The sequence below is a fragment of the Pseudomonas sp. HMSC076A11 genome, assembly GCF_001810205.1.
Taxonomy (GTDB): Bacteria; Pseudomonadota; Gammaproteobacteria; order Pseudomonadales; family Pseudomonadaceae; genus Pseudomonas; species Pseudomonas aeruginosa.
This window is the reverse complement of sequence record NZ_KV800299.1, coordinates 28,559-54,188: the sequence shown is the minus strand read 5'-3', so window position 1 is coordinate 54,188 and position 25,630 is coordinate 28,559. Positions and strand designations below refer to the sequence as shown.

The 25,630-nt window shown below is 64.3% G+C and carries 21 protein-coding genes, 1 tRNA gene and 1 pseudogene; 8 read left to right on the top strand and 15 right to left on the bottom strand.

All coding sequences use genetic code 11. The features are described 5' to 3' along the window. Nucleotides 1-505: oligopeptide/dipeptide ABC transporter ATP-binding protein (locus HMPREF2716_RS12555; protein ID WP_031804673.1), on the top strand; the 505-nt coding region annotated here is incomplete at its 5' end. Between the two features lie 32 nt (nucleotides 506-537). On the opposite strand, the gene HMPREF2716_RS12550 is transcribed toward HMPREF2716_RS12555, so the two are convergent. Continuing rightward, nucleotides 538-1,170, bottom strand: a complete 633-nt coding sequence (locus HMPREF2716_RS12550) for a LysE family translocator (protein ID WP_023518084.1) — start codon at nucleotides 1,168-1,170, stop codon at nucleotides 538-540. Between the two features lie 141 nt (nucleotides 1,171-1,311). Here HMPREF2716_RS12550 and HMPREF2716_RS12545 point away from each other — a divergent pair, with 141 nt between their 5' ends. Further along, nucleotides 1,312-1,785, top strand: coding sequence for an Lrp/AsnC family transcriptional regulator (locus HMPREF2716_RS12545; RefSeq protein ID WP_003094456.1), 474 nt, complete (start codon nucleotides 1,312-1,314; stop codon nucleotides 1,783-1,785). A gap of 4 nt (nucleotides 1,786-1,789) precedes the next feature. Here the strand turns inward: HMPREF2716_RS12545 and HMPREF2716_RS12540 are convergent, their stop codons facing one another. The 3 genes from HMPREF2716_RS12540 to HMPREF2716_RS12530 are packed head-to-tail and all read right to left on the bottom strand — an operon-like array spanning nucleotide 1,790 to nucleotide 4,145. Further along, entirely contained in the window at nucleotides 1,790-2,719 is a 930-nt protein-coding gene (locus HMPREF2716_RS12540; RefSeq protein ID WP_016852115.1) for a 5-oxoprolinase subunit C family protein, read from the bottom strand. Continuing rightward, complete coding sequence (pxpB, locus tag HMPREF2716_RS12535; protein ID WP_003094459.1) at nucleotides 2,716-3,393, bottom strand: 5-oxoprolinase subunit PxpB; 678 nt, start codon at nucleotides 3,391-3,393, stop codon at nucleotides 2,716-2,718. Before pxpB ends, HMPREF2716_RS12540 begins: the two co-directional genes overlap by 4 nt. Beyond that, nucleotides 3,390-4,145, bottom strand: a complete 756-nt coding sequence (locus HMPREF2716_RS12530; RefSeq protein ID WP_003120940.1) for a 5-oxoprolinase subunit PxpA — start codon at nucleotides 4,143-4,145, stop codon at nucleotides 3,390-3,392. Before HMPREF2716_RS12530 ends, pxpB begins: the two co-directional genes overlap by 4 nt. Before the next feature lie 129 nt (nucleotides 4,146-4,274). Between HMPREF2716_RS12530 and lpxO the strand changes: the two genes are divergently transcribed. Then, a complete protein-coding gene (gene lpxO / locus HMPREF2716_RS12525; RefSeq protein ID WP_019726803.1) occupies nucleotides 4,275-5,174 on the top strand; it encodes a lipid A hydroxylase LpxO in 900 nt (299 codons plus the stop codon). Between the two features lie 298 nt (nucleotides 5,175-5,472). Here lpxO and HMPREF2716_RS12520 read toward each other — a convergent pair whose 3' ends face one another. Together HMPREF2716_RS12520 and piuD are read right to left on the bottom strand one after the other, a co-directional pair. After that, a complete protein-coding gene (locus HMPREF2716_RS12520; protein WP_023518086.1) occupies nucleotides 5,473-8,025 on the bottom strand; it encodes a PepSY domain-containing protein in 2,553 nt (850 codons plus the stop codon). 215 nt (nucleotides 8,026-8,240) lie between these two features. Further along, nucleotides 8,241-10,541: a TonB-dependent siderophore receptor PiuD gene (gene piuD, locus HMPREF2716_RS12515; RefSeq protein WP_003104896.1), complete on the bottom strand. Its 2,301-nt coding sequence runs from the start codon at nucleotides 10,539-10,541 to the stop codon at nucleotides 8,241-8,243. 217 nt (nucleotides 10,542-10,758) lie between these two features. Here piuD and HMPREF2716_RS12510 point away from each other — a divergent pair, with 217 nt between their 5' ends. From HMPREF2716_RS12510 to HMPREF2716_RS12500, 3 genes are all read left to right on the top strand, one after another. Then, complete coding sequence (locus HMPREF2716_RS12510; RefSeq protein WP_003112849.1) at nucleotides 10,759-11,439, top strand: Fe2+-dependent dioxygenase; 681 nt, start codon at nucleotides 10,759-10,761, stop codon at nucleotides 11,437-11,439. A gap of 2 nt (nucleotides 11,440-11,441) precedes the next feature. After that, nucleotides 11,442-12,257 (top strand): tetratricopeptide repeat protein, encoded by an 816-nt coding sequence (locus HMPREF2716_RS12505; RefSeq protein WP_003116242.1) that lies wholly within the window; start codon nucleotides 11,442-11,444, stop codon nucleotides 12,255-12,257. A 122-nt stretch (nucleotides 12,258-12,379) separates the two neighbouring features. Then, a complete protein-coding gene (locus tag HMPREF2716_RS12500) occupies nucleotides 12,380-14,182 on the top strand; it encodes a phosphoethanolamine transferase CptA (protein WP_016264275.1) in 1,803 nt (600 codons plus the stop codon). Nucleotides 14,183-14,237: 55 nt separating this feature from the next. Here the strand turns inward: HMPREF2716_RS12500 and HMPREF2716_RS12495 are convergent, their stop codons facing one another. From HMPREF2716_RS12495 to HMPREF2716_RS12470, 7 genes and pseudogenes are all read right to left on the bottom strand, one after another. Continuing rightward, entirely contained in the window at nucleotides 14,238-14,663 is a 426-nt protein-coding gene (locus tag HMPREF2716_RS12495) for a VOC family protein (protein WP_003094613.1), read from the bottom strand. Nucleotides 14,664-14,778: 115 nt separating this feature from the next. Continuing rightward, a complete protein-coding gene (locus HMPREF2716_RS12490; protein ID WP_003094617.1) occupies nucleotides 14,779-15,942 on the bottom strand; it encodes a type III PLP-dependent enzyme in 1,164 nt (387 codons plus the stop codon). A gap of 451 nt (nucleotides 15,943-16,393) precedes the next feature. Then, a complete protein-coding gene (locus HMPREF2716_RS30020; RefSeq protein WP_369700337.1) occupies nucleotides 16,394-17,098 on the bottom strand; it encodes a methyl-accepting chemotaxis protein in 705 nt (234 codons plus the stop codon). Between the two features lie 153 nt (nucleotides 17,099-17,251). Continuing rightward, nucleotides 17,252-17,455 (bottom strand): annotated as a pseudogene (locus HMPREF2716_RS30015) (HAMP domain-containing protein); the annotation flags it as partial. Between the two features lie 1,149 nt (nucleotides 17,456-18,604). Then, nucleotides 18,605-19,441: a regulatory signaling modulator protein AmpE gene (gene ampE / locus HMPREF2716_RS12480; protein WP_015648065.1), complete on the bottom strand. Its 837-nt coding sequence runs from the start codon at nucleotides 19,439-19,441 to the stop codon at nucleotides 18,605-18,607. Then, nucleotides 19,438-20,004, bottom strand: a complete 567-nt coding sequence (gene ampD / locus HMPREF2716_RS12475; RefSeq protein ID WP_003094640.1) for a 1,6-anhydro-N-acetylmuramyl-L-alanine amidase AmpD — start codon at nucleotides 20,002-20,004, stop codon at nucleotides 19,438-19,440. The genes ampE and ampD overlap by 4 nt, the downstream gene beginning before the upstream one ends. 150 nt (nucleotides 20,005-20,154) lie before the next feature. Then, entirely contained in the window at nucleotides 20,155-22,410 is a 2,256-nt protein-coding gene (locus HMPREF2716_RS12470) for a DUF1631 domain-containing protein (RefSeq protein WP_023518087.1), read from the bottom strand. A 285-nt stretch (nucleotides 22,411-22,695) separates the two neighbouring features. On the opposite strand from HMPREF2716_RS12470, the gene nadC reads away from it, so the two are divergent. After that, entirely contained in the window at nucleotides 22,696-23,544 is an 849-nt protein-coding gene (gene nadC, locus HMPREF2716_RS12465; RefSeq protein ID WP_003161760.1) for a carboxylating nicotinate-nucleotide diphosphorylase, read from the top strand. A gap of 52 nt (nucleotides 23,545-23,596) precedes the next feature. On the opposite strand, the gene HMPREF2716_RS12460 is transcribed toward nadC, so the two are convergent. After that, nucleotides 23,597-23,672, bottom strand: a tRNA-Thr gene (locus tag HMPREF2716_RS12460). A gap of 67 nt (nucleotides 23,673-23,739) precedes the next feature. Further along, the gene (locus HMPREF2716_RS12455) at nucleotides 23,740-24,192 is read right to left on the bottom strand and encodes a pilin (protein WP_023518088.1); all 453 of its coding nucleotides are present in this window, start codon (nucleotides 24,190-24,192) and stop codon (nucleotides 23,740-23,742) included. 231 nt (nucleotides 24,193-24,423) lie between these two features. Here HMPREF2716_RS12455 and HMPREF2716_RS12450 point away from each other — a divergent pair. Next, nucleotides 24,424-25,630 (top strand): ATPase, T2SS/T4P/T4SS family (locus tag HMPREF2716_RS12450; RefSeq protein WP_070621905.1); only part of this gene is annotated, 1,207 nt, incomplete at its 3' end.

Genomic DNA, 25,630 nt, shown 5'->3' with positions numbered 1-25,630 from the left:
CGGCCAGCGCCAGCGCATCGCCCTGGCCCGGGCGATGATGCTGCAACCCAAGGTGCTGGTGGCGGACGAGCCGACCTCGGCCCTCGACGTGTCGATCCAGGCCCAGGTACTGAACCTGTTCATGGACCTGCAGCAGCAGTTCCGCACCGCCTACGTGTTCATCTCGCACAACCTGGCGGTGGTCCGCCACGTCGCCGACGACGTCCTGGTGATGTACCTCGGCCGACCGGCGGAGATGGGGCCGGCGGACAAGCTCTACGAGAACCCGCTGCATCCCTATACCCGTGCGCTGCTCTCGGCGACCCCGGCGATCCACCCGGACCCGACGAAGCCGAAGATCCGCATCCAGGGCGAACTGCCGAACCCGCTGAACCCGCCGGAGGGTTGCGCCTTCCACAAGCGCTGCCCCTACGCCACCGAGCGCTGCCGCAGCGAGGTGCCCGAGCTGCGCCTGCTCGACCAGCGCCAGGTGGCCTGCCACCACGCCGAGCAATTCCTCGGCTGAGCGCCACGGGGCGCTCGCCGCCCCGCAGCCCTTCAGAGCTGGCGCAGCAGCGCCAGCCTTACCCCGAACCCTATCAACAACCCACCGAAGCCCCACTGCTGCAGGCGCTGTGCCCGCGGCCGGGACGCCAGCCAGCGGCCCAGGCGGCCACCGGCCAGCGCATAGGCGCAGTCGAAGGCCAGGCCAACCAGGACCAGGACCGCACCGAGCGCGGCGAACTGGACGGCCAGCGAACCGGCCCCGGGACTGACGAACTGCGGCAGCAGCACCGAACAGAACAGCAGGGCCTTGGGGTTCAGCAGGTTGGTCAGGAGTCCGCGCAGCAAGGCCCGGCGGTCGGCGTGAGGGACCACCGGCGCGGAGCCCGCGTCGCTGGTCGGCAAGGCCAGTCCGCCACCGCGCAGCATCTGCAGGCCAAGCCAGGCGAGGTAGACGGCGCCGAGCAGACGCACCAGGTCGAAGGTCCAGGGAGCGGTACGGAACAGCAGCGCCAGCCCGGTCGCGGCCATCAGCACATGGCAGGCCCGAGCCAGGGCCAGGCCGAGGGCGGTGACCAGCGCCGCGCGACGGCCCTGGCGGGCGCCGGTCTGGAACAGCAGGAGCATGTCCGGTCCGGGGACCAGGTAAACCACCGCCAGGGCAATCAGGAAAGCGCTCGTGTCCATCGTATCGGCTTCAGGAAGGTGACCCGGATAACGATTCTATGCCCGCAAGGCAGGGCAGGTGCTTGCGTTTTCCACCAGCCAACCCATTCTATTTGGCAGTAAATTCCATTCTCCGAAGACTATCCATCCGGATATGCCAAGATGAAACTCGACGCCTATGACCACCGCATACTCGCCGCCCTCCAGCGCGACGGCCGCCTGAGCAACGTCCAACTGGCCGAGGAGATCGGCCTCTCCCCGTCCCCATGCCTGCGCCGCGTGCGCCTGCTGGAAGAGGCCGGGGTGATTCGCGGCTACCAGGCCAGCATCGACCGCGACGAGGTCGGCCTCGGCCTCACGGTGTTCGTCGGGATCAAGGTGGAGCGCCACCGCCAGGAGCAGGCCGAGGCCTTCCACCGTGCGGTGGTCGACCTCCCGGAGGTGATCTCGGTGCACCTCGTCTCCGGCGAGTCGGACTTCCTCCTGCAAGTGGTGGTCCCCGACCTGCGCGCCTACGAACGCCTGCTCAGCGAGACCCTGCTGCGCCTGCCCGGGGTCAGCGACATTCGCAGCAACTTCGCGATCAAGACGGTCAAGGCGCCCTCGCCGCTGCCGCTCGGCCACCTGGCCGGCTGAGCGCTCAGCCGCGGAAGAAGCGGTAGAAGCGCAGCAGATCGGCCTGCTGCGTCGCCAGGTCGCTCTCGACGAAGGTTACCTCGCTATGCGCGGGGCTTTGCGCCAGGCGCGAGAGGTCCAGTGGATGGACGAAGCCCAGCAGCGGATAGCCGCCCATGCTCTGGCGGTCGGCCATCAGCACGATGGGTTGGCCATCGGGCGGAACCTGGATAGCGCCCTCCACCACGCCCTGCGACCAGGCGCGCGGCGCCCCGCGCAGTGGCTTGCCGGCCAGGCGGACACCCATGCGATCGGACCGCGGGCTGATTCGCCAGGCGCTGGCGAAGAAGGCTTGCCGGCTGGCTGCGTCGAAGGCCGCCGCATCGCCGCCGAGCAGCACGCGCAAGGGCCGCTGCTGCCGGTAGTCCGGCTGGAAACACCAGGGCACGCTGGCATCCCACGGACACGCCGCTCCCGCTTCGGCACACGGCAGGCAATCGCCCTCCGCCAGGATCCGGCCATCGCCCTGTAAACCGCCGAGCCCGTCGCGAACCTGGCAGGCGACGCTGCCCAGTACCGGCCTCGCCCGGAAACCGCCGGCGCAGGCCAGGTAGGCACGCTGCCCGGCCTCGGCGAAGCCCAGTTCGATGCGTTGCCCGCGGCGGACCCGGAAGCGACTCCAGGGCAGGCATTCGCGACCGTCCACCGTCAGCGCCAGGCGCGCTCCGGTCAACGCCAGCCAGGTCGCCTCCACCCTGCACTCCAGCACCAAGCCGCCGAAAGCGATTTCCAGCAATGGCGTCCCCCAGGGATTACCGAGCAGACGATTGGCCCAGGCTGCCGCCTGGCGGTCCAGAGGGCCGCCCGGGGATACGCCGAGGTGCTGCCAGCCGCGCCGACCGTCGTCCTGCAGCAGGCTCTGCGGACCCGCCTTGACGACCCGCAAACCATTCATTCGCGCCCGCCCAGGTCGAGGAAGTCCTCGCGCCCGATGGCGACGAAGCGCACCCGGTCGCCCAGCGCCAGTGGGCACGGAGGAGTGGCGGCCGGATCGAACGGACGCCACGGACTGCGTCCCAGCAGGTGCCAGCCGCCGGGCGAGGCCTGCGGATAGATCGCCGTCTGCGCCTCGGCAATGGCCAGGCTGCCGGCCGGTACACGCGCCCGCGGGGTGGCCCGCCGCGGCAGGACCAGGCGCGGATCGAGGCCGCCGAGGTAGGCGAATCCCGGAGCGAAACCGATCGCGCCGACCCGGTATTCGGCCGCGCTGTGCAGTTCGATCACTCCTTCGCCAGTCAATCCGCAGGCAACCGCTACCGTCGCGAGGTCCTCGCCGGCGTACCAGACGGGAATCTCGTGCAGGCGCCCGGCATCCTCGGCGGGGCGCCAGGCGTGCCACTCCGCCAGCAGCGGACCCAGGCGTTCTTCCAGTACCTGCGGGGCGATGCGGTAGGGGTCGTAATGCAGCATCAGGGTGGTCCAGCCCGGCACCAGATCCCTGACGCCTTCGCCGAGCCCCTCGCGCAGACGTCTGGCCAGCTCGGCCAGGCGCACAGACAGGTCCACTTCGGGCTCTTCGGCGAGCGTCAGCAGCAGGGCTTCGGCACCAGCGGGTTCGATGCGGATCACAGGCTGTCCAGGGCCGCGCGCAGGCGCCGGAGGACCGCCAGCGACTGCGGGTTGTCGCCATGCACGCAAAGACTGTCGGCGGTCAGGCGCAGCGGGTTGCCGTCGTAGTCGGGGAAGGCTTCGCCGCGGGCGATGGCCAGGGCCTGTTCGATGATCCGCTGCGGATCGTGATGCACCGCGCCGCCAAGCCGCCGCGGCGCCAGCCGACCGTCCGGCAGGTAGGCGCGATCGGCGAAGGCCTCGAACAGCAGCGGCACGTCGGCCTCGTCGGCCAGTTCCAGCTCGCGGCCGTTGTCGGCCAGGGCCAGCACCATCAGCGGCAGGCCCTTGCGATAGGCGGCGCAGGCGTCGAGCACGGCGCGCAGCAGCTCATCATCGCCGACCAGGTCGTTGTACAGCGCGCCATGCGGCTTGACATAGGCCACCTGGGCACCGAGGGAACGGCAGAAAGCGTCCAGCGCGCCGATCTGGTACAGCACCATGGCATGCACCTCTTCGGCAGAGCAGGCCAGCGAGCGCCGGCCGAAGCCGCTCAGGTCGGGATAGGCCGGGTGCGCGCCGATGCTCACGCCATGGCGTACCGCCAGCTCCACCGCGCGCCGCATGGTGAGCGGATCGCCAGCGTGGAAGCCGCAAGCCAGGTTGGCCTGGTCAACCAGCGGCATGCTGTGGACATCGTCGCCCATGCGCCAGGCGCCAAAGCTTTCGCCCATGTCGCAGTTGAGCAGGATACGCCGGCCGGTGTCGTTCATTGTGCGTTCCTTTCGAGGCCAGGATTACGGAAAAATGAGCGCAGTGCTGGCGAATTAGCGTCAGGTAGCATACTCAGGCACTGAGAACAGGAGTAAATTCTCCTCTTTTGCACCGACGACCTTGCATTCATGAAAGTTCTCATCCTGGCGGCCTATGCGCTGAGCATCCTCTATGTCCATTTCCGCGGCCGGGTACGCCACAAGCTGTCGCGCCAATTGAGCGACCACTCCAGCTTCCTCGCTCCGATCAACTGCCTGATGTACCTGTTCTCGAAGGTACCGAACCGCCCTTACCTGGCACCGCAGACCTTCCCCGAACTGCAGGTTCTGGCCGACAACTGGCAAGCCATCCGCAGCGAGGCGCTGCACCTGCACGACGCCGGCAACATCAAGCGTTCCGAACAGTACGACGATATCGGTTTCAACTCGTTCTTCAAGAGCGGCTGGAAGCGCTTCTACCTGAAATGGTACGACGAGGCCCATCCCTCCGCCGGACAACTCTGCCCGCAGACCACCGCCCTGTTGCGGCAGATTCCCTCGGTCAAGGCGGCGATGTTCGCCGAACTGCCGCCGGGCTCGAAGCTGGTGCGACACCGCGATCCCTACGCCGGCTCGCTGCGCTTCCACCTGGGACTGTTCACCCCCAACGACCCGGCCTGCTTCATCGAGGTGGACGGCGAGCGCTACCACTGGCGCGACGGCGAGGCGGTGGTGTTCGATGAAACCTTCATCCACTACGCGGAAAACGCCACCGAACACAACCGCATCATTCTCTTCTGCGACATCGAGCGGCCGCTGACCCAGGGCTGGGCCACCGCCTTCAACCGCTGGTTCAGCCGCAACGTGATGGCTGCCGCGGCCGCCCCGAACAACGCAGGCGACCGGACCGGCGGACTCAATCGGATCTTCGACAGCCTCTACAAGATCCGCCTGCAGGGCAAACGTTTGAAGAAGCGCAACCGCAAGCTCTACTACCTGCAGAAATGGGGCTTCTTCGCCCTGGTACTGGCTTTCATCCTGTGGATCTGAGGCCCGGCGACGCAAGGCTCCGCTAGCTCCGTGGGGCGCATGACGCCAACGGCGTCATCCGCCGACACCCCGCCGAAATGGCGGATAACCGCTCTGCGGTTGTTCGCCCTACGCCACGGACAACGCGAAGTCCCGATAGCTCCGTGGGGCGGATGACGCCAACGGCGTCATCCGCCGACACCCCGCCGAAATGGCGGATAACCGCTCTGCGGTTATTCGCCCTACACCCCGCAAAGCCCGGCAGTCCCAGTAGCTGGCAACGAAAAGGCTCCCTTGGGAGCCTTTTTCATTCATCTCTTCAGTACACGTCGCGCCGGTAACGTCCTTCGTCGGCCAGGCGTTGCAAGGCCTCCTCACCGAGCACTTCGCGCAGCACCCGGTCGACACCGCCGGCCATGCCCTGCAGGCTGCCGCAGACGTACAAGGCCGCGCCCTCGTCGATCCAGCGCCGCAGTTCATCCGCCGCTTCATGCAGGCGGTCCTGGACATAGATTTTCTCCGCCTGGTCGCGGGAGAAGGCCAGGTCCAGGCGTTGCAGCTCGCCCCTGGCCAGGGCTTGCTCCAGCTCCGCACGACAGTAGTAGTCGTGGGCGAAATTGCGTTCGCCGAACAGCAGCCAGTTGCGCTTGCGCCCGGCGGCAATGCTGGCGCGCAACAGGCTGCGCAGGCCGGCGACTCCGGTGCCGTTGCCGATGAGGATCAGCGGCACGTCATCCTCCGGCAGGTGGAAACCCGCGTTGCGGCGCAGGCGCAGGGTCAGCGCGGCGCCGAGCGGCAGGTACTCGGTGAGCCAGCCGGAGCAGATGCCCAGGCTGCCGTCGGCATGCTGCTCCTGGCGTACGATCAGTTGCAGGTCGCCATCGCTCTGCAGCGACGCGATGGAGTACTGGCGCACGGAAAGCGGAATCAGCGCATCCAGCAGCGCCTGCGGGTGCAAGCCGACCAGGTGTTCGAAAGAATCCGGCAGCAGGCGCCCGGCCAGGGCCTGCTCCAGGCTCTGCTCGACGCCCTCGACCGCCACCCGCGCCTGGCCGTCCAGGTGATGCCGCTGCAGCCATTCGCGGATGCGCGCGGGCGCCTGGTGCGGAACGATCTCCAGCAGATCGCCGGCGCGCCATTGGATGGCGCTGTCGGCCGGCGCACGCAGGTCCAGCAGCCAGGTCGACTCGCCCTGGCTGCCAGGGTTCAGGCACTCCCGCCGCGCCAGCGACCAGACCTCGAAAGCCGGCGCTTCCCAGGCCGCCGGGGCGGCACCGCCGGTCACCTCGGCCAGGCTTTCCTGCCATTGGCGCAGGGCCGCGGCGTCGCCATCATCGACCTCCACCGGGGCGAACAGGCTCCGCGCGCCCTGCCCCTGCAACCAGCCCTGCATGCGCCGGGCGAAGCCGCAGAACTGCTCGTACTGGCGATCTCCCAAGGCCAGCAGGGCGTAGCTCAGGCCATCGAGGCTGGCGGCCTGGCCAAGCACCTTGCGTTCGAAGCCGCGGGCGCTGTCCGGCGCCTCACCGTCGCCGAAGGTGCTGACCACGAACAGCGCCTTGCGCGCCTCGGCGAGTTGCCCGGCATCCAGGCGCGCCAGCGATTCGACCCGCACCGGCAACCCGGCCGCCTGCAACTGGCCGGCGCTCTGCCAGGCCAGTTGCTCGGCAAAACCGCTCTGGCTGGCGTAGCCGATCAACCAGGGCTCGCCGCTGGCGCCGGCGCTGCCGCCCAGGTCGGCGCGGCTCGCCCGTACCGCGCGTTTCTTGCGCCGGCGGTCGAGGTAGAGCAGCCAGCCGGTGATGAAGAACAGCGGCATCGCCAGGCTGGCGAGCATCATCAGGATGCGTCCGGCCATGCCGAAATAGCTGCCTACGTGCAATGCATAGACGCTGGCCAGCAACTGGCTGCCGAAAGAACGGTCGCTATAGCGCTGGTCGCTTTTCACCTGGCCGTTGGCCGGGTCCAGGGTCAGGGTGTTGAAGGCACGCTCGTGCGGCGCGTCGGTCAGGCGATAGAACACTGTCGCCGGCTGGCCGCCAGCCGGCGGCAGGCGCAGGTTGTAGGCCTGCAAGCGGTCGCCGCCGGCCTGGCGGATGCTGTTCCATACCGCCGCGTAGTCGACCACCAGCGGAGCCGCATCGGCCGGGCGCTCGCCACGTCCGCCCGGCTTGCCGCGCTGCGCCTGCTGGCCGGCGGGCGCGTCGTCGAGCAGTTTGAACAGGCCGTTGCGGTACCACTCGTAGGACCAGTACAGGCCGGTCAGCGCAGCCAGCAGGTAGAGCGCCAGGCACCAGGTGCCGGCCACGGCATGCAGGTCCCAGTTGAAACTGCGGCCCTTGCGCGACCAGTCGAGGGTCAGCCAGGCGCGCCAGTCGAGGACCTTGCGCGGCCAGCGCAGGTAGAGACCGGACAGGCAGAAGAAGATCAGGATCAGGGTGCAGGCGGCGGTGACCTGCTTGCCGTACTCGCCCATGGCGAGGAACCGGTGCAGTTGCATCATCAGGTTGAAGAAACCCTCGCCGCGCGGCTCGCCGACGAAAGCCCCGGTGTAGGGATCGATCCAGCGCGACTCGCCGCGGCGCTGTCCCGGCGGCGGGGTGTAGAAGATCCGCCCGGCCTTGTCGCTGTCCATCTCGACCCAGACGAAGGCCACTTTCCGCCCCGGCTCGGCACCTTCGATACGGCGCACCAGTTCGTCCAGCGGCAGCACACCCTCGGAGCGCTTCTGCACCACCAGCACGTCAGGGTTGAGCGCGCGCATCAGCTCGTCCTGGAACGACAGGGTCGCTCCGGTGACGCCCATCAGCGCCAGCACCAGGCCGGCGCTGATACCGAAGAACCAATGCAACTGGAACCAGACTTTCTTCACAGGATCACCTTCACGGCCGCCGCGCGGCAACAACGGGACTACGCCGACGCCAAGCGCCGGCCAGACGACACGAGGACGTCGGCGGGCAATTCTATTTGATAATCAGTTGCGATAAAGCCGAATTAACGTTCTTTACGCTCTATTTACCCACCTGGATGCGGGAAAGCCCCATCCCGTAGAGGGAATGGGGCTTTCGTGGGGAGCGAGAGCGGCTGTCAGAAGTGGAAGTTGGTGCTGAACAGTATCGTCCTTCCAGCGGCCTGGGACGCATAGTGCGCCGCATAGGCTTTGTCGAAGTACTTCTTGTCGAACACATTCTGCACGTTCAACTGGAAATCGACGTTCTTGCTCAGTTTGTAGCTGGCCATTGCGTCATAGCGCCAGTAATCGGGGACATAGACGGTATTGCCAACGTCGCCATAGACCTTGTCGACATAGAAAGCCCCGCCGCCGATGGTGGTCTTCGGGAAGATGTCATAGGTGGTCCAGAGACTGAAGCTGTTCTTCGGCGTATTTGGCATCTCGTTGCCGTTGTTGGAAGCCGCCGATGCGTTCACATTGCCGTTACGCCCAGCCTTACCGGCATCGACCAACTCGCTGTCCAGGTAGCTGTAGCCCGCGAACACCTTCCACTTCTCGGTCAGCTTGCCGCTGGCGCTCAACTCCACGCCGTCGACGCGGGATTGTCCGGCGTTGTCGTAGGTCTGGTTGGCGACCAGGATGCGGGTATTGTCCTTGTCGGTGCGGAAGATCGCGGCACTCAGCTCCAGCCGCTCGTTGAAGAAAGCCCACTTGGTACCAAGCTCGTAGTTCGTGGTTTCTTCCGGCTCAAGGTTGTTGCTGATGGCGAACCCGTCGACAGCATTCGAGGTATCCCCATTATCGAGCATGCTACCCGGCGGCGTAGCCGAAGTGGCGTAGGACGCATAGATGCTGCCGTTGGGTACAGGCTTCCACACCAAGCCTGCCTGCCAGTTCCAGAAGCTCGACTTGTCGCTGAGTTTGGTAGCGGGTCTTACACCGTGGTTCTTCGCCGTAGTTTCGAAACTATCGAAGCGCGCGCCAATATTGACCTGCCACTGCTCGTTCAGGTCGATGGTGTCGAACGCATATATTGCCTTGGTGGTGCCGACCGTATTCAGCGGCGCATATTTCCGGGTAATACTGCCATTCCATGGATCGTGCGGATTGGGATTTTCCAGACTAGTGCAGTTATAGCCGCTAGGCGCCCCGATCAGCGATGGATTGCACTTGTTGCTGCCCAGGCCGGTATTGGTATCGACGGTATACCCATCGCGCTTGCTGTCTTCTCGGCTGAACTCCAGGCCGGTGCTGAAGCTGTTCTTGAAGCCACCCAGGTAGAACTCTCCAAACAGGTCAGTCTGGTTGACTGCTGTGGTGGTGGTACTTACCCGATTGTTCTGGCGGCGCCAGACCGAGCCATTGTTGATGTTGCCCTGGCTGTCATCCGGTTGTGTCCACAGATAGTCCTGATGACTGTTGCCGTAACGCGAGGTATTGCGAATAGTGAGGCTGTCAGTCAGATCATGCTCAACGGTGATGGTACTGGTATCGATGCGGCTCTTCTGGAAATCGCGCCCCGTCAGCCCATAGAAATTGCCTCGATCGACATTCACCGGTTTGTCCGGATTGTGCTTGCTGCGATCGCTACTCTTGGCATAGGGAATGCCCGAATCCGGGGTATCGTCACTTTCCAGGTGATAATGGCTGACGGTCACTCGGGTCGGCGAGCCAAGACCGAAGGTGAGCGACGGCGCTACGCCCCAGCGACTGACATCGACTTCATCGCGGCCCGCGACATTGGCATCGTGCTTGAGAAGATTCAGCCGGAATGCCGCATTGCCATCGAGGAATTCCTGGTTGAGGTCCAGGGTGTACCGGCGAGTCTGGTCAGAACCATAGGTGAAGCCTCCATCGATGAAGTTCCCAGCCTTGGCCTGCTTGCTGACGAGATTGAGGCTGCCGCCGGCCGAGCCCCGTCCTCCGAATGCCGAGTTAGGGCCCTTGCTGACCTCGATCTGCTCAAGGTTGAAGATCTCGCGGGTCTGTGCACCAGTATCGCGTACACCATCGACGTAAGTATCGCTTTGCGCATCGAAGCCGCGAATGAATGGCCGGTCACCGGTGGGATTGCCGCCCTCGCCCGCGCCAAAGGTAATACCTGGAACGGTACGTAGTGCATCCTGGAGAGACACGGCGGCGGTATCCTTGATCACCTGCTTTGGTACTACCGTGACGGAGCGCGGCGTATCCAAGAGCGGCGCGGTGTACTTCTTCGACGCCGAGCGGTCGACGTTGTAGGTGGTTTCGTCCTGCTGCTCGCCGACGATGGTGGCCGCATCCAGCGACAGTACGCGGTCCTTGTCGGTCTTTTTCTGCCCGGCCTCGTCGGCGTGGGCTGCCTGCGGTGCGGCGATGGCGGTGATGGCCACACCGATGGCCGAAGCCAGCAGACGTTGCGAAGAAACGGCGGTATCCGTGGACTGACGCGACATTCGAAACCCCTCCCCGGGAGCTGTGAAGGTCGCGGAATTTATTGCAGATCAGAATTGTTATCAATTATTACGGATTCGCATTCGACAGGAATTTACATTCTTTACAATTTTCTCATTACATTTTTTCCCATCTCGCTCGTCTGGAACATTTGGCGGTTTTACATGGCCAATGCAAATCAATATCATTGGCAATCATTTCGCCTTCATGGACAGCGCCATGTTGCTGCATATTCCCGCCATCTTCACCGCCGAGGAAGTCTCCCGGATCCGCGCAGCCCTGGAGCAGGCGGAATGGGCCGACGGCAAGGCGACCGCCGGCTACCAATCGGCCAAGGCCAAGCACAACCTGCAACTGCCGCAGGACCACCCGCTGGCCCGGGAGATCGGCGAAGCCATGCTGCAGCGCCTGTGGAACCATCCCCTGTTCATGTCCGCCGCCCTGCCGCTCAAGGTCTTCCCGCCGCTATTCAACTGCTATACCGGCGGGGGCTCGTTCGACTTCCACATCGACAACGCCGTGCGCGACGTCCATGGCGGCCGCGAGCGGGTCCGTACCGACCTGTCCTCGACCCTCTTCTTCAGCGACCCGGAGGACTATGACGGCGGCGAACTGGTGATCCAGGACACCTACGGCCTGCAACAGGTGAAGCTGCCCGCCGGCGATCTGGTGCTCTACCCCGGCACCAGCCTGCACAAGGTCAATCCGGTCACCCGCGGCGCGCGCTACGCCTCGTTCTTCTGGACCCAGAGCCTGGTCCGCGAAGACAGCCAGCGCACCCTGCTATTCGAAATGGACCAGTCGATCCAGCGACTCACCCGCGACGTCCCCGACCATCCCTCGCTGATCCGCCTCACCGGTACCTACCACAATCTCCTGCGGCGCTGGTCGGAACTCTGAACATGCGCCACCTGCTGCTTCGTCACGACGCGCTGGACGCCGAAGGTTTCGCCGCACAACTGGCCGGTACCCCGGGCGAGGTTGCCCAGGCCATCCTTGGCGCTGCGCGCGAGGGCCTGACGGAAGCCCAGGCCCTCCTCGGACAGATCCTTCTGGACGGCCAAGGCATCCAGCGCGACCCGACCCTGGCGCGGACCTGGTTCACGATCGCCGCCGAACGCGGCCACGCAATGGCGCGCAATATGCTCGCTCGCTGTCTTGAACATGGCTGGGGCGGCCCGGCGGATCCAGCCGCGGCAGCGGTCCACTATCGGATCGCCGCCCAGGCCGGCCTTGACTGGGCCCGCTACAACCTGGCCAATCTCCACGCCACCGGCCGCGGCGTGTCCCAGGACCAGCCGCGCGCCTATGCGCTGTATCGGCAAGCGGCCGAGCAGGGCCACGCGAAATCGATGAACCTGGTGGGGCGCTACCACGAAGAAGGCCTGGTGGTCGCTCGCGACCTGGCGCAAGCTGCGCACTGGTATCGACGTTCCGCCGAGGGCGGCGATTTTCGCGGCCAGTTCAGCCACGCCGCGATGCTCAGCGCCTCGGGCCGCCATGCCGAAGCCGAAACCTGGCTCCGGCGTGCCCTCGAAGGCGGCAACCTGAACTTCCTGCGCAGTGCCCGCCATGGCCTGGAGCAGTCGGCCCACCCGCCGTTCCGCAGCCTGGCGCTGGCCTACTACCGACGCGCGGCGCAGTTGGGCGACGACACCGATCGAGAGGCTCTGGAACAGGCGCTCGAACGTCACGGGTACGCACGACTGCCCGTCTGACGAACAACGCCCAACCCTTTGTTCACACCCACATAACACTTTTTTGACAAGCCTTTCCCTACCCTCGCCGCTTCATCGAGGCGAGCGACGATCGCGCCTCCGGTCCATCGTACGAGGCTATCGTGTCCCCCACTCCACCAAGCGTTACGCGCAATCGCATCGACTGGGCCGGCCTGGGCTGGCTGTTCCTGTTCTTCTGGTTCTTCTCCGGCATCACCCAACTGCTCCTGCTGACCTCCGGCAACAGCGGTTTCTCCGGTTTCCGCAACGCCATGGTGCTGAGCACCATCTGGCTTGCGCCGGTGTTGCTGTTCCCGCGCTGGACCAAGCCGCTGGCCGCCGTCATCGGGCTGGTGCTGTGGGCCGCCTCGCTGGTCGGCCTGAGCTATTTCGGCATCTATCACCAGGAATTCTCGCAAAGCGTGATCTTCGTGATGTTCGAGTCGAACACCGCCGAGGCCAGCGAATATTTCAGCCAGTACTTCAACCCCTGGATGACCCTCGGCCTGGTGCTCTACAGCCTGGTCGCCATCCTCCTCTGGCGCCGCCTGCGCCCAGTCTACCTGCCGCGCTTCAGCGCCCTGCCGGTGGCGGTGCTGCTGATCGTCGCGACCATCGGTTATCCGTTCTACAAGCAACTGGTCAGCCAGGGCCGGCCCTTCGACGAAGCCCTGGACAAGGTCCAGGCGCGCATGGAACCGGCGGTGCCCTGGCAATTGCTGATCGGCTACCAGCAATACCGCCAGCAACTGGGCAGCATGCAGGCGCTGTTGCAAAAGAACGCGGCCCTACCGCCGCTGAAGAACCTCGTCGATGCCAATGGCGATACGCCGCGCACGCTGGTCCTGGTGATCGGCGAATCCACGTCGCGCAAGCACATGAGCCTCTACGGCTATCCACGCGAAACGACCCCGCAGTTGGACGCACTGAAGGCCGCGAACCGGAACCTCACGGTATTCAACAACGTGGTGGCGTCGCGGCCATACACCATCGAGGTGCTGCAGCAGGTGCTGACGTTCGCTGACCAGGAGCATCCCGACCGCTTCCTCACCGATCCGTCGCTGATGAACCTGATGAAGCAGGCCGGCTACAAGACCTTCTGGATCACCAACCAGCAGACCATGACCAAGCGCAACACCATGCTGACGACCTTCGCCCAGCAGACCGATGCGCAGTTCTACCTGAACAACCAGCGCAGCCAGAACGCCAGCCAGCTGGACGGCGCGGTGCTGGCGCCCTTCGCCAAGGTGCTGGACGACCCGGCGCCGAAGAAATTCATCGTGGTCCATCTGCTCGGCACCCACATGAACTACAAGTACCGCTATCCCGCCGACTACGCTCGCTTCGTCGACCGCCAGGGCGCCCCGGCGGCCCTCAGCGATGACCAGGTGGAGGTCTACAACAGCTACGACAACGCCGTGCTGTACAACGACTACGTGGTCTCCAGCCTGATCAAGGGCTTCGCCAACAGCGATCCGAACGGCTTCCTGGTCTACCTCTCGGACCATGGCGAGGAAGTCTTCGACGAAGCCCCGCACGACCGTCTCGGCCGCAACGAAGGCGACCCGACCCGCGGCATGTACACCGTACCCTTCCTGGTCTGGACTTCGCCCAGCTGGCAGCAGACCCATCCGCGCGACCTGCAGGCCCTGGTCGACCGACGCTACAGCAGCGAAGACCTGATCCATACCTGGTCCGACCTCGCCGGCCTCGACTATGACCTCTTCGATCCGACCAAGAGCCTGGTGAGCAACGACTTCCAGCATGAAGTCCGCTGGATCGGCAACCCCTATGCCCACAATGGCTTGCGCGACTTCGACAAGCTGCCGCTGGACAAGGCCGACGCCGGGCAGCAGGTAGCCCAGGCCGGACGACCCGCGCCAACGACGCCGCGCGCACCGTCCCGCCAGCCGAACGAAGGCTGACCGCCGCCAAGGAATGCGCCCCGCCGAGCGGGGCGTTTTTCCATCCGTAGCGCCCTCAGGGCAAGACCAGGTTGCCCTGCTCGTCGAACGGCCAGAACGGGTTGTAGGCAATTTCCCAAAGGTGTCCATCCGGGTCGGCGACATATCCGGAGTAGCCACCCCAGAACACTTCCTGCGGCATCTTGGTCGCCTGCCCGCCGGCCGCCGTAGCTGCGGAGAACAGACGGTCCACCTCGTCCCGCGAGGCGCAGTTGCAGGCCAGGGTGATAGCCGCGAAGCCGGTCGGGCGATCTTCCACCTGCGCATCCTCGGCGAGGGCGCTGCGTCCGTAGAGGCCGAGGACCAGGTTGCGGCCCTTGAGAAATACCACCTGCTCGTTGCCGTCCGAAGAGGGCTGCCAGCCCAGCGCCTGGTAGTAGAGAGAGGAGCGGGCCAGATCGGCGACCCCGAGGGTCACCAGGGAAACACCATTGCCTGTCATGTCGGCGTCCTTGTCATGGGTTGTCGAACAAGGCTGACACGAGCGCCGCGAGGCTTCCAGAGCGACATGAAAAAGCCCCGCCGAGGCGGGGCTCTTCGTAGCAGAGGCGACTGCGCTAGAGGTAGAACGCCTTCAGCGGCGGGAAGCCGTTGAACTCCACCGCACTGTAGCTGGTGGTGTAGGCGCCGGTAGACAGCCAGTAAAGGCGGTCGCCGCTCGCCAGGTTCAGCGGCAGGCCATACTTGTAGTGCTCGTACATGATGTCGGCGCTGTCGCAGGTCGGGCCGGCGATCACCACCTCTTCCATCTCGCCCTGCTTCTCGGTCCAGATCGGGAACTTGATCGACTCGTCCATGGTTTCGATCAGTCCGGAGAACTTGCCGACGTCGGCATAGACCCAGCGCTCCACGGCGGTCCGCGACTTGCGGGCGACCAGCACCACTTCGCTGACCAGGATGCCGGCATTGGCGATCAGCGAACGGCCCGGCTCGAGGATGATTTCCGGCAGGTCGTCGCCGAAGTCCTCCTTGAGGAAGCGGATGATCTCCTCCGCATAGGTTTCCAGGTCGTTGGTCTTGGTGATGTAGTTGGCCGGGAAGCCGCCGCCCATGTTGATCATCTTCAGGACGATGCCGTCTTCTTCCTTCAGGCGCTCGAAGATCACCTTGACCTTGGCGATCGCCGCGTCCCACACCGAGATGTCGCGCTGCTGCGAACCGACGTGGAAGGAAATGCCGTAGGGCTCCAGGCCCAGCTGGCGGGCCAGGATCAGCAGGTCCATGGCCATGTCGGTCTGGCAGCCGAACTTGCGCGACAACGGCCAGTCTGCGGTAGTCGAGCCCTCGGTGAGGATACGCACGTAGACCTTGGCGCCGGGAGCGGCCTTGGCGATGTTGCGCAGGTCGGCTTCGGAGTCGGTGGCGAACAGGCGCACGCCCTTCTCGTAGAAGTAGCGGATGTCCTTGGATTTCTTGATGGTGTTGCCGTAGCTGATGCGCTCCGGACCGACGCCGGTCTTCATCACCTTGTCCAGTTCGTAGATCGAGGCGATATCGAAGTTCGAACCCTTGTCGCGCAGCAGCTCGGTGATTTCGGTAGCGGGATTGGCCTTCACCGCGTAGTAGATCCTGGCGAAGGGGAAGCAGTCGGTCAGTTGGTCGTAGGCATCGGCGATGGTCTGCTTGTCGATGACTACAAAGGGGGTTTCCTGCTTGTCGGCGAAGGCCTTCATGCGCTGGAAGGTTTCAGGGGCGAAATAATCCTCGACCTTGATGGACATGGTTGGGACTCCCAATGGCAAAACACATGGATTCGTAGGGGTGAAGCTGAACGTCTAATCCGTTTCCCCACTTTGGTTCGCCTACTTCCCAAGGCATGTCGCCGAGTATCACCTGCCTGCCGGCAGCCACCGCCTGTTCATCCTGGTAGGTCGCGCGCGTGTCCCGCGCGACGACCTGGCCGCTTGAGCAGCGGACGTCGCCTTGCCACAAGGCGATCTCTCGTCGTCAGTACTTGAGCCGGATGGATCGTTTCCAGCATGGACGTTCGGGCGCGAACTTTAGGACCAAGGGGACGCGAGATCAATAAAAAAATGCCGCGATTTCGCCTCCGCCTGTCGCACCGCCGGATTGACCTGCCCAGCCTTTACCCCATGTGCATGACAGTGGGATGTCCCCGTCCGCCCAGCGTTCAATCGGATGGACGAAAAACGTCCCGCGCAGCCCTTGCGCCTACACCCGGAACGCGCCGATCAGGCGTTTCAGCTGGGTCACCTGGGCGCCCAGTTCGCGGCTGGCCCGTTCGGTCTGGCTGGCGCCTTCCGCGGTGCGCTCGCCGGCCTGGTTGATCTCGACGATGTTCTGGTCGATATCGTGGGCCACGGCGGTCTGTTGCTCGGCGGCGGCGGCGATCTGCTGGTTCTGGTCGACGATCATGCCCACCGCGCCGAGGATATTCTCCAGTGCCTGCTGCACCTGCGCCGACTCGTTGACCGTGCCATCGGCGGTATGGTGGCTGCTGCCCATCGCCTTCACCGCCGCATCGACGCCGCCCTGCAGGCGCAGGATCATCTGTTCGATCTCGGCGGTGGATTGCTGGGTGCGCTTGGCCAGCGTGCGCACCTCGTCGGCCACCACCGCGAAACCGCGCCCCTGCTCCCCGGCACGAGCGGCCTCGATCGCCGCATTGAGCGCCAGCAGGTTGGTCTGTTCGGCGATGCCCTTGATCACATCCAGCACCTGGCTGATCGAGGCGCTGTCACTGGCCAGGCGATTGATCGCCGCCACCGACTGGTCGATCTCGCCGGCCAGGCGCTGGATGCTACCCACCTGCGACTCGACCAGGCTGCGCCCGCTGAGGGTTTCCTGGTTCACGCTGTTCGCGCTGCTCACCGCCATCGCCGCGCTGCGTGCCACTTCCTGGGCGGTAGCGGCCATCTGGTTCATCGCCGTGGCCACCTGCTCGATCTGGCTGCGTTGCCCGGCTACCGCCTGGTTGCTTTCGGCCGACACCGACTCGACGCGCAGGGTCTGCCGCTCGACCTCGCCGACGGTCTGGCTGACCCGCTCGATCAGGTCGTGGATCTTCGCCACCGATTCGTTGAACGATTGTCCCAGCTCGCCCAGTTCGTCACGGCTGCGGGCCTGGAAGCTGACCGTCATGTCGCCGCCGGCGACGCGCTCCATCATTCGCCCGAGATCCTTCAGGGTGGCGCGGGTGGAAACGTAGAAACCGCCGTAGAGGTATAGGATCGCGGCGAAAACCACGGCCAGCGCGGCGACTAGCAACAGCATCTGCGTGCGCACCTGTTGCAGGCGCTTTTGCAACTGGGTATCGAGATAGCCGAGAACGGCGTCGTCGAGCTGGTAGGTCTTGTCCATCGCCGCGCTGACCTGATCGTAGAACTGCGTCCACGGGGTATCCAGCGTCTCGGCCACGATCACCCGGTCCTCGAACAACTGCCCCAGGCTCTTCAGGGTCTCGCGACTGGCCTGGGCGGCCTCCTCGAGCGCCGGTGGGCTGCCGGCCAGGGACTCCTGCAGCTTCAGGCCGTACTCGCCATGCAGTTTCTCGAACTCCAGCAGCAGTTCGTCGAGCCGCGCGCTGGAGGACGAATTGAGGAAACCCTGGCCCAGGGAGTAGGCGCCGATGGCGCGCCCCTTGCTGATGGCCGCCGTCACCTCCGGCGTTATCGAACCGACCAGCTCGCTGAGCTGGCGCACCTGGCGCTGGCTGTCCTGGCTGAGCCCGGCCTGGGCGATGAGCAACTTGATGAATACCTGTGCGCTACCGAGCAGCTTCTCCGCCCGTGCGCCCTTGCCCTGCAAGGACCCTTCGGCCTCCACGGCCTGCAAGCCGTTGAGCAACCGGTCGCGCTGGGCCTCGAATTCGGCTACCGCCGCACCATCCTCGCTGAGCGGCGCCAGCGCCTCGAGCCGCCCGCGCAGCCCCTTCTGGACGTCCGCGATGCGCGCTTCCAGATCGCCGGCCTTGCCGGACTGGCCGATGACCGCATTGATCTGCAACAGATCGTTGAGGGACTCCAGGCCACGCCGGATCTGAAGTCCGCTACCCAGCAGCGTCAAGCTCTGCAGTTCGATCCGGGTGTCGCTGAACTGGCGATAGGCATCGCGCACCAGATAGAAGCTGGTGATCAGCAGCGGCAGGAAGAACAGCACGCTGATCAGGCCGAACTTCATGCCGAAGCTGAGCCGGTTCATCAGCGCGATGGCGGGATAGAGTACGGTCTTCACCCAGACGTCTCCTGATTGTTCTTATCGTTCTGAGAGATGCCGCCGCGTGGCGACATTGACGCACGGAGTCCGCTCGGTAATGGCCTTTCGAAATCATGCGGACACGTTCACCTGTGTACCCGATATCGGCCTGGTGTTCTGTAACTTAAGGTTAACGGGGAATCGCAGGCGGATTCCCCGTCGCTGCGCTCAGAGGAACAGCGCGCAGAAGGCGAACACGGCGTACCAGAGCACGGCCGCACGCACCAGCAATTGCCAGAGCGCATCCAGGCTGGCGACGCCGGCGGCACCCAGTTCGACCGCTTCGACATCGCTGGCGACCCGTCCGGCCTTGCCCAGCAGCGCGGCCGCCGAGATGTCCCAGGCCAGCAGCCAGTGCAGCAGCACGCGGATAACCGCGAGGAAGTTGCCGACCAGGGCGAAGCTCAGCACCAGCGCACGCACCGGCAACCAGTCGAGGATATGCCGGACGCGCGCCGCCTGTTCGCGCAACGCCGGCTGGCGGGCGTGCTCCAGCGCCAGTGCCAGCAGGCGATAGGCCAGGGCCGCCACCGGGCCGAGCAAGGCATACCAGAAGATCACCGCGAAGAAGCTCTGGTAGCCCTGCCAGAGCAGATGGCCGTGCACCCGGCCGATCAGGTCGCTCTCGCTGCCGCCCAGGATCCCCAGATCGCGTTCGGCGACATGGAAGGCAGCCTGGGCCTCCTCGCGCCGCCAGGCGTCGCGGAACGGCCCGAGGTCGGCCATGACGTCGCCGCGGCCGAGACTGTAGACCACCACCAGAAGATGCAGCGGAAGGCTCAACCAGCCATAGGCCAGCGGCTGCAGCAATGTCAGCAGCAGGGCCAGCGGCAGCAACGGCAGGACCACCGCGAGCAGCAGCCCCAGCCAGGAGCGGCGGGACACCGAGGGCAGGTCCTCGACCAGGCCCAGCCAGGCGAGCCAGGCGCCATCGCGCTGGATACGCCGGCGCCAGCCGGAGAACTTCTCCAGCGCAAGGGCCAGCAGCAACACCAGGAACGTCATGTTTCCTCCTTGGAATCGGTCAATCCGGCGCGGTAGCGCGACCAGTCGAAAGCCTCGCCGGGATCGGTCTTGCGCTCCGGGGCGATATCGCAGTGGCCCTGGATGCGTTCCGGGGTGATCGCCGGGAAGGCCGCGCGCAACAGCCGCGTCAGCCCGGCCAGGGCAGTGTACTGCGCGTCCGTGTACGGTTCCGTGTCGGTCCCCTCCAGTTCGATGCCAAGGGAGAAGTCGTTGCACGCCTCGCGACCGTCGAAGCAGGAAACCCCGGCATGCCAGGCGCGGTCGTGACAGGAGACGAACTGGGTGATGGCGCCGTCGCGTTCGATGAGGAAATGCGCGGAAACCGTCAGGTGGCGGATCTCCTCGAAATAGGGATGTTCGTTCGGGTCCAGGCGATTCTGGAAGAACGCCTGGACCTTGCCGGTGCCGAACTGTCCCGGCGGCAGGCTGATATTGTGGATGACCAGCAGCGACACCGCGTCCCCTTGCGGACGCAGGTTGAAATTCGGTGAAGGGCAGTGGCGGACGCCACGGACCCAGCCGGTAACGGAATCGAAATGCATACGGGCTCCTGAACGAGCCCCCACTCTAATCCAGCGGCGCCGGAATGACGATCAGGCGGGCTCTGGATCGGCCGCATCGACATGCTTCGAGGAAAGGTATTACCCGCAAGAACGAAAAGACCCGGCATCCGCCGGGTCCTCGAGAAGCGGCTAGGCGCCCTTGAGGCGCCGCAGGTTGCCGATCACCGACTCCAGGGCCCGGTCGAACAGCAAGGCATCGTCCAGCAGGCGTACCGCCTGCCGGCGAAACTCCACCGCCAGGCCCATGCGGGTCTTTTCCAGGACCTTCATCCCGGTGCGATTGACGAAGATGTAGCGCCCGGTGGGCCGGATCACTGCCGCCAGCTTGCAGCGCAGCTTGTGCTCGGCGTCCTCCTGGATCTCCACCCAACTGCCGACACGCAGCGCATCGACCCGCAGCAGTGCCTCGTCGTTGTCCGGCAGGCGCACTTCGCTCTCGACAGGCGCCGGGGCGGCGTCCGGCGAGGTCAGGACGATTTCCTCGACCACCCGCAGCATGACCGGCGCCCGGGGCTTTTCCGCGACCGTGCCCGGGGTCGCTTCGTCGAGCAGGGGGCTGTCCGCGACCGCCGCCTCGCCGCGCTTGTCGCGCTGCAGGCCCTGGACATGCAGGGTTTCCAGCTGGCTGAAGAATTCTCCGGTGGAAAACGGATCGAAGGCTGCGCTGGCCAATCCCTCGCGCAGCGCCTTGAGCAGGCCAGGCACACGCTCCAGCAACTGTTGGCGGGACAGCGGATCGTCATGCGGGCCGACGCTCCAGATCAACTCGTCCATGGTATCCAGGGCCTCCCGCCACTCGGCCGAAGCCTTGCCATGCTTGAGGCAGATCAGCAGCATCACCTTGCTCCAGGCATCCCGCAGCAGGCGCACCACCACCTCCGGCAGGACCTTGCCGAGCAGTCGCTGGTTCAGCACCTGCTCCACGTCCTGCCGGGCCAGTTCGGCCTTGGCGCGGCCTTCCTCGGCGTCGCGGGTGCGCTGCTCGAGGAGCTCGCTGCGGCGGCGCTCGTCGCCGGTGAAGGCAATGAAGTCCTCCAGCAACTCGGCGAAGATCGCCGGGTCGTCGACGAAGTCGTTCAACAGCCGCATCACGACCTGTTCGATCTTCTGGTACAGGCTGTCGCGCCGGGCATCATTGTGTTCGGCCCAGCCCAGCGACGCGGATGCGATCTCGTTGAGCAGGCGACGTGCCGGATGGCTACCGCGGCTGAAGAAGGTCTTGTCGAGCAGGGCCACCTTGAGCATCGGGATCTGCATCCGACCGATCAGGGCCTTCAGCGAATCAGGCAGGGTGCGGTCATCGAGAATGAATTCGAACAGCATCGACACCAGGTTGATGACGTCATCGTCCACCTGGCCGACCACCCGAGAACGGCCGCTCTTGTGGCTGACCCGCTGGAGCAGTTGGTCGACCCCGTCGCGGACGTCGAACTCCGCGGCGCCAGGGCCCGGCAAGTGCTGTTGCAGGTGGGAAAGCAGGCGCATCAGGTCGTTGCTGGAAATCGGCGCGGCATTCTCAGGCGTTTCGCGACGGTAGAAGGAAGGATTGTCGCGGACCTGCGCCAGCAGTTCCTGCAGCGCGCCGAAGACTTCCTGCTGGCCGCCGTCGAGTAGCGCAGCCTGTGCCTGCAGGGTCCCGGCATCGCGTACCGCTTCGGGACGGACAGCGGGCTGACGCCGCGGCAGTGCGGATTTGAGTTCCGGCAGCACGCCCGCAGCGACCAGGATCTGGTTGGCCTCGGCGTACAACTGGTCGCAATGGGCCAGGACGTACTTCTCGAACAGCTTGAGAATGATCAGCTTGACCTTGATCTCGACGCCGAGCCCCTGGCAGGCATCGAGGAAAGCCGCGGTCAGCGGACGCGGAGCGAGGGGATTGCTCTTCTCGTCGACCTTCCGCCCGACCAGGGTGTTCAGGCGGGTGCTCAGGTGGGCCAGCGCGGTGGCATCGCGGCTCATCACCCGCGCCACCATCGCGTCCACCGCGACGGACTCCTCCAGTTCCTCGTTCTGTACCAGGCTGAGGCTATCGAAGGACACGGTATCCAGGGTCGGCACGGATTTGCCGGACTGTACCTGGTTGAGCGCCGAGAACTCCTCGAAGACCTTCTGCAGGTAGACCCGCTCGATACTCTTGCGCTTGAGGCGCAGGTCGCGCATGGCTTCGAAGAAAGCGTTCTGTTCGAGGTTGCTGGTGGCTCGGTCGGCCATTTCGAAGAGGGTGTCGTCGGCGTTGTCGAACAACGCCTGCAACGCCTGTTTCAGCTGCAACGCCGCCTTGTCGCGCACCTGCACGAGGATGACCGGCAGGCGCCCCGCTCCGGCGTTCGGCGACGGCTCGGAAGCGACCCTGGTCAGGTGCACCACATTGGCATCGTTCTGCATCGGGACTCTCCTGCCACCCTCGCGGCCGCGCATGGAATGGCAAAAATCGGGCACAGAGGATCGATTGGCGTCGTCCGTAACGTCAATTTCCAGGCGTCAAAAACAAGTATCTACATTCATTATAGAGATACTTTCAAATCTAGATAGAGGGTTTTCCTATAGACATGACTCTCTTCACACAAGCGAAGGCCGATGAATGGCGGCCGTCCCGACCGGCGCCCAGGCAGGCACAGACGCCGTCCGCTGCGCTCCGTATAATCGCCCGATCTCGTACAGGAGCCCGCCATGCCTAACCTCACCCTTGCCGACCTCCAAGGCGAAATCCAGGCCAACGTCCGCACCGCCCTGGCGGAAGACGTCGGCGGCGGCGACCTTACCGCTCAGTTGATCGATCCACAGCGCGAGGCCGAGGCCCGGGTGATTACCCGCGAGCACGCGACGATCGCGGGCCGCGCCTGGGTCGACGAGGTCTTCCGCCAGGTCGATCCCCGAGTGCTGGTGACCTGGCAGGTGGAGGACGGCCAGCGAGTCGAGCCGAACCAGATGCTGTTCCAGCTAAAAGGTCCGGCCCGCGCCCTGCTCACCGGCGAGCGCAGCGCGCTGAACTTCCTCCAGCTGCTTTCCGGTACCGCCACCCGCAGCCAGCACTACGCCGACCTGGTCGCCGGCACCGCGGTGAAGCTCCTCGACACGCGCAAGACCCTGCCCGGCCTGCGCCTGGCGCAGAAGTACGCGGTCACCTGCGGCGGTTGCCACAACCATCGCATCGGCCTCTACGATGCCTTCCTGATCAAGGAAAACCACATCGCCGCCTGCGGCGGTATCGATCGGGCAATCGCCCAGGCCCGGCGCATAGCACCCGGCAAGCCGGTGGAAGTGGAAGTGGAGAACCTCGATGAACTGCGCCAGGCGCTGGAGGCCGGCGCCGATATCGTCATGCTCGACGAACTCAGCCTGGACGACATGCGCACCGCCGTCGCCCTCACCGCCGGCCGTGCCAAGCTGGAAGCTTCCGGCGGAATCAACGAGAGCACCCTGCGCAACATCGCCGAGACCGGCGTCGACTACATCTCCATCGGCACCCTGACCAAGGATGTCAGGGCCGTCGACCTGTCCATGCGCCTCACCCTCTGAACGAATCGCAGGCAATAAAAAGCCCCGCCGAAGCGGGGCTTTTTTATGCGACTGGTGCCGGATAGAGGAATCGAACCCCCGACCTTCTCATTACGAATGAGCTGCTCTACCGACTGAGCTAATCCGGCGGCGGTAAGGTATCACTCAACTGGAATGATCTCAATACCGATCGACACCAATCAACAAAAACAGCTATTAAGGCTTATTACAACCCTTAGGAATAAACATCTCTTCCTGAGTAGAGGTGCAAGTCCATACACCTTCAGCAGTACGATTCAAAGTAATTTCCGTGCCCGCATTCTTCGGACTGGACTGACCAGTTGCAAAAGTAAATTTTACAGTACCATCGCCTGTGTCTTTAATAGCTACAGCTACGGTACCAAGTTTATTTGCCTTCTCATCAATACCTACATAGGTGGTATCTGCAGTAGAAGCTGTAGTACCGATCAGAATTTTGCTACCAGCAATTCCACGCGACAGCGACTCTTCAACAGTGGTCTTCAACGGGTTGATCGTCGCCAGCGCCGAAGCACCTTCCGAACGCGCAACATAGTTCTGATACTGGGGAATGGCAATCGCCGCCAGGATACCGATGATCGCAACCACGATCATCAGTTCGATCAAGGTAAAGCCTTTTTGAGCTTTCATGAATCTCTCCGTTGATTATGTATAGGCCTAACGCCTGAACCTCAACAAGCACTTACCATGCCAAATATCAAACCGCGCCACGATCAAGGAAATTGGGATCCTTTCTCGATGAGAGTCAAACTTAAAACGGACAGGATGTGACATTTTTTGACAGCTGGATTTCCTCGATTTGGCAGCCCCTGTCATCTGCGTTATAAGGCACCTCAATAGTCCTTCTGCGATTCCTTCCCCATGAACGACAGCATCCAACTGAGCGGCCTGTCCCGACAGCTCGTCCAAGCCAATCTACTCGACGAAAAGACCGCTCTGCAGGCGCAGGCGCAGGCGCAGCGCAACAAGCTGTCGCTGGTGACGCACCTGGTGCAGAACAAGCTGGTAAGCGGCCTGGCCCTGGCCGAATTGTCCGCCGAGCAGTTCGGTATCGCCTATTGCGACCTGAACAGCCTGGACAAGGAAAGCTTTCCGCGGGACGCCATCAGCGAAAAGCTGGTCCGCCAACACCGGGTCATCCCTCTGTGGCGGCGCGGCAACAAGCTCTTCGTAGGCATCTCCGACCCCGCCAACCACCAGGCCATCAATGATGTCCAGTTCAGCACCGGCCTGACGACCGAAGCGATTCTGGTCGAAGACGACAAGCTTGGCCTGGCCATCGACAAGCTGTTCGAAAGCGCTACCGACGGTCTCGCAGGCCTCGACGATGTCGACCTCGAGGGACTGGATATCGGTAGCGCGGACAAGTCCACCCAAGAGGATGCCAGCGCAGAAGCGGACGACGCACCTGTAGTACGTTTCGTCAACAAGATGCTGCTGGATGCAATCAAGGGCGGCTCTTCCGACCTGCACTTCGAGCCCTACGAGAAGATCTACCGGGTGCGCTTCCGTACCGACGGCATGCTCCACGAAGTGGCCAAGCCGCCGATCCAGTTGGCCAGTCGTATCTCTGCTCGTCTCAAGGTAATGGCCGGCCTGGATATCTCCGAACGACGCAAGCCGCAGGACGGACGGATCAAGATGCGCGTGTCGAAGACCAAGTCCATCGACTTCCGCGTCAACACCCTGCCGACCCTGTGGGGCGAGAAGATCGTGATGCGGATCCTCGACTCCTCCAGCGCACAGATGGGCATCGACGCCCTCGGCTACGAGGAGGACCAGAAGGAACTCTACCTGGCCGCACTCAAGCAGCCACAGGGCATGATCCTGGTCACCGGCCCCACCGGCTCGGGCAAGACGGTATCGCTATACACCGGCCTGAACATCCTCAATACCACCGACATCAACATTTCCACCGCTGAAGACCCGGTGGAGATCAACCTGGAAGGCATCAACCAGGTCAACGTCAATCCGCGCCAGGGCATGGACTTCTCCCAGGCGCTGCGCGCCTTCCTGCGCCAGGACCCGGATGTGATCATGGTCGGCGAGATCCGCGACCTGGAGACCG

Excerpts from the sequence above, each read along its gene's own strand:
- HMPREF2716_RS12550 (WP_023518084.1), bottom strand. The coding sequence starts at position 1,170 with ATGGACACGAGCGCTTTCCTGATTGCCCTGGCGGTGGTTTACCTGGTC.
- HMPREF2716_RS12545 (WP_003094456.1), top strand. The coding sequence starts at position 1,312 with ATGAAACTCGACGCCTATGACCACCGCATACTCGCCGCCCTCCAGCGC.
- HMPREF2716_RS12540 (WP_016852115.1), bottom strand. The coding sequence starts at position 2,719 with ATGAATGGTTTGCGGGTCGTCAAGGCGGGTCCGCAGAGCCTGCTGCAG.
- HMPREF2716_RS12530 (WP_003120940.1), bottom strand. The coding sequence starts at position 4,145 with ATGAACGACACCGGCCGGCGTATCCTGCTCAACTGCGACATGGGCGAA.
- lpxO (WP_019726803.1), top strand. The coding sequence starts at position 4,275 with ATGAAAGTTCTCATCCTGGCGGCCTATGCGCTGAGCATCCTCTATGTC.
- piuD (WP_003104896.1), bottom strand. The coding sequence starts at position 10,541 with ATGTCGCGTCAGTCCACGGATACCGCCGTTTCTTCGCAACGTCTGCTG.
- HMPREF2716_RS12510 (WP_003112849.1), top strand. The coding sequence starts at position 10,759 with ATGTTGCTGCATATTCCCGCCATCTTCACCGCCGAGGAAGTCTCCCGG.
- HMPREF2716_RS12505 (WP_003116242.1), top strand. The coding sequence starts at position 11,442 with ATGCGCCACCTGCTGCTTCGTCACGACGCGCTGGACGCCGAAGGTTTC.
- HMPREF2716_RS12495 (WP_003094613.1), bottom strand. The coding sequence starts at position 14,663 with ATGACAGGCAATGGTGTTTCCCTGGTGACCCTCGGGGTCGCCGATCTG.
- HMPREF2716_RS12490 (WP_003094617.1), bottom strand. The coding sequence starts at position 15,942 with ATGTCCATCAAGGTCGAGGATTATTTCGCCCCTGAAACCTTCCAGCGC.
- HMPREF2716_RS30020 (WP_369700337.1), bottom strand. The coding sequence starts at position 17,098 with ATGGCCGCTACCGCCCAGGAAGTGGCACGCAGCGCGGCGATGGCGGTG.
- ampE (WP_015648065.1), bottom strand. The coding sequence starts at position 19,441 with ATGACGTTCCTGGTGTTGCTGCTGGCCCTTGCGCTGGAGAAGTTCTCC.
- ampD (WP_003094640.1), bottom strand. The coding sequence starts at position 20,004 with ATGCATTTCGATTCCGTTACCGGCTGGGTCCGTGGCGTCCGCCACTGC.
- HMPREF2716_RS12470 (WP_023518087.1), bottom strand. The coding sequence starts at position 22,410 with ATGCAGAACGATGCCAATGTGGTGCACCTGACCAGGGTCGCTTCCGAG.
- nadC (WP_003161760.1), top strand. The coding sequence starts at position 22,696 with ATGCCTAACCTCACCCTTGCCGACCTCCAAGGCGAAATCCAGGCCAAC.
- HMPREF2716_RS12455 (WP_023518088.1), bottom strand. The coding sequence starts at position 24,192 with ATGAAAGCTCAAAAAGGCTTTACCTTGATCGAACTGATGATCGTGGTT.